The following is a 1,855-nucleotide window of genomic DNA, read 5'->3' as shown; positions in this document are numbered from 1 at the left end:
CGACAGCCAGGCCGGCCACACGGTCACCGCGGAACTCTGGCACACCGGCGAAGCCTTGAACTCCCGGCCTGCGTATACGACTTCAAGCCTCACACCAAGTTGTCGGATCCCAGTTGATGTCTGACGTTCTGGTCCCACGTGATGCTTGACGGCGGGCCTAGACAACATAGGGAGCCCCGTGGGGCTTGTTCGCTTTCACGTTACGGACCGGGATGTCGGTCGTGCGCCGGATCACCCGGACCTGGCCGTCCAGGTCGACGGTGATCGTGGAGTCCGACACGTGTGCGGTCACGGTCTGTCCTGCATACGTCCGGCCGAGCGAGACGACCTGCCGACAGACCATGATCGTGCCCGTTGTGCTGATCCGCCGCTGCACCCGCACCGGCTCGACGCCCGGACGCGGTGGCGGTCCGGCCGGACGCAGGCCCCGCAAACGACGGACTTCTTCGCCGCTCAGCGGGTTGGGCCGCACCCGCAGCAGTTCCCGTGAGGACGGATCGAAGAACGACAGCGTCTCTTCGTCGATGCGGATGCCCACCTGGCGGCCGCCCAGGATCTCCGCGGCCAGCACCTGGCGTCCGCCCAGGCCCACCAGGCCGCTGTTGTTCACGACCCGGTCCACCTCGAACGCGGCCCCGTCGTCGGCGGGAAGCGGGGCCACTCCGGCAGCACGACCGCCCCGGCCGGCCAGCCGTCCCAGATCCGCCACCGACAAGTGCGAACGCACGGTCTTGATCCGTGCTCCCGCGATCAGCAGATGGATCACCGAGGTGTCGGCCCAGAACGTCACCGTCAGCCCTGAGCGGGCCGGCCCCAGCCAGAACTGTTTGCCCGCGACCTGCAGATTCCCGCTCGCAGGCACCACCCGCTCGAACTCCACCGGCCCACCGGGCTCCACCGGCACCACTGCCGGAACCACCTTCGGCGGACCGACAGGAACAGGCGCCATCTCGGCGGGATCCGGCACCACAGGCGGAGCTGTCCGCTGCTGCGGGACCAGCGCGAGCACGCCGGGCACCCTCAGGCCCAGTACGTCCCGCTCCTGCTCGGGCACCGGGGTGAACCGGTCGGCAGGAGAGTCCATGTCCAGCGCCTGATGCGGCCGCGAGGAGTTGTATTCCTCGACCCACGCATCCAGCGCTGCCTGAGCCGCCCCGATGCTCTCGAACGCACCGCAGTCGTCCAGGAGTTCACGCCGCAGCGTCTGATGGAACCGCTCGACCTTGCCCGTCGTGGTCGGCGACGCCGGCTGGGTGAGCCGGTGCGCGATCCCGTTCTCCCGGCAGATCCGGTCGAACAACACCTCACCACCCTGCCCGAACCGGTCGGTGAACTGCTTCCCGTTGTCCGTCAGCACCTCCTCCGGCACCCCGAACGCCTGCAAAGCCCCGGCGAACGCCGAGCACACCGCCCTCCCGGTCGCCCGCTCGACCACCGACGCGATCACGCAGTACCGGGAATGGTCATCCACCCCGGTCACGACCTTGGCCTCGGACAACTCCCCGGTGACCGGGTCGACGAGCATCACCCCGCCGACGATGTCCATCTGCCACAGCTGCATCGGAGCATCCCGCTGCCAGCGCTTGTAATCCGACCGCTTCCGGCGCCGCACCCCCGGCTCCACCAGCCCATGCCGGACCAGAATCCGATACACGGTCATCCGCGACGGCACCGGACTCACCACCCCGGACCGCTCCAGCACATGAGCGATCCGCCGCGGCCCCCACCGGGGATGCTTGCGCCGCAACTCGCACACCGCCGCCTCCACCTCGGCAGAAGCCTGATGCGGACACGACGCCGGCCTACGCGAACGGTCCGCCAACCCGGCCAGACCCGAAGCGGCATACCGGGACTT

General features: G+C 69.1%; 1 protein-coding gene. It reads right to left on the bottom strand.

The features are described 5' to 3' along the window. Positions 1-157: 157 nt before the first annotated feature. Positions 158-1,855, bottom strand: a 1,698-nt coding sequence (locus ACFRCG_RS48435) for an IS481 family transposase (RefSeq protein ID WP_380043048.1), incomplete at its 5' end; no start/stop codon positions are given.

The sequence above is a fragment of the Embleya sp. NPDC056575 genome (genome assembly GCF_042793325.1).
GTDB lineage: Bacteria > Actinomycetota > Actinomycetes > Streptomycetales > Streptomycetaceae > Embleya.
This window is presented reverse-complemented; position numbering and strand designations above follow the sequence as displayed.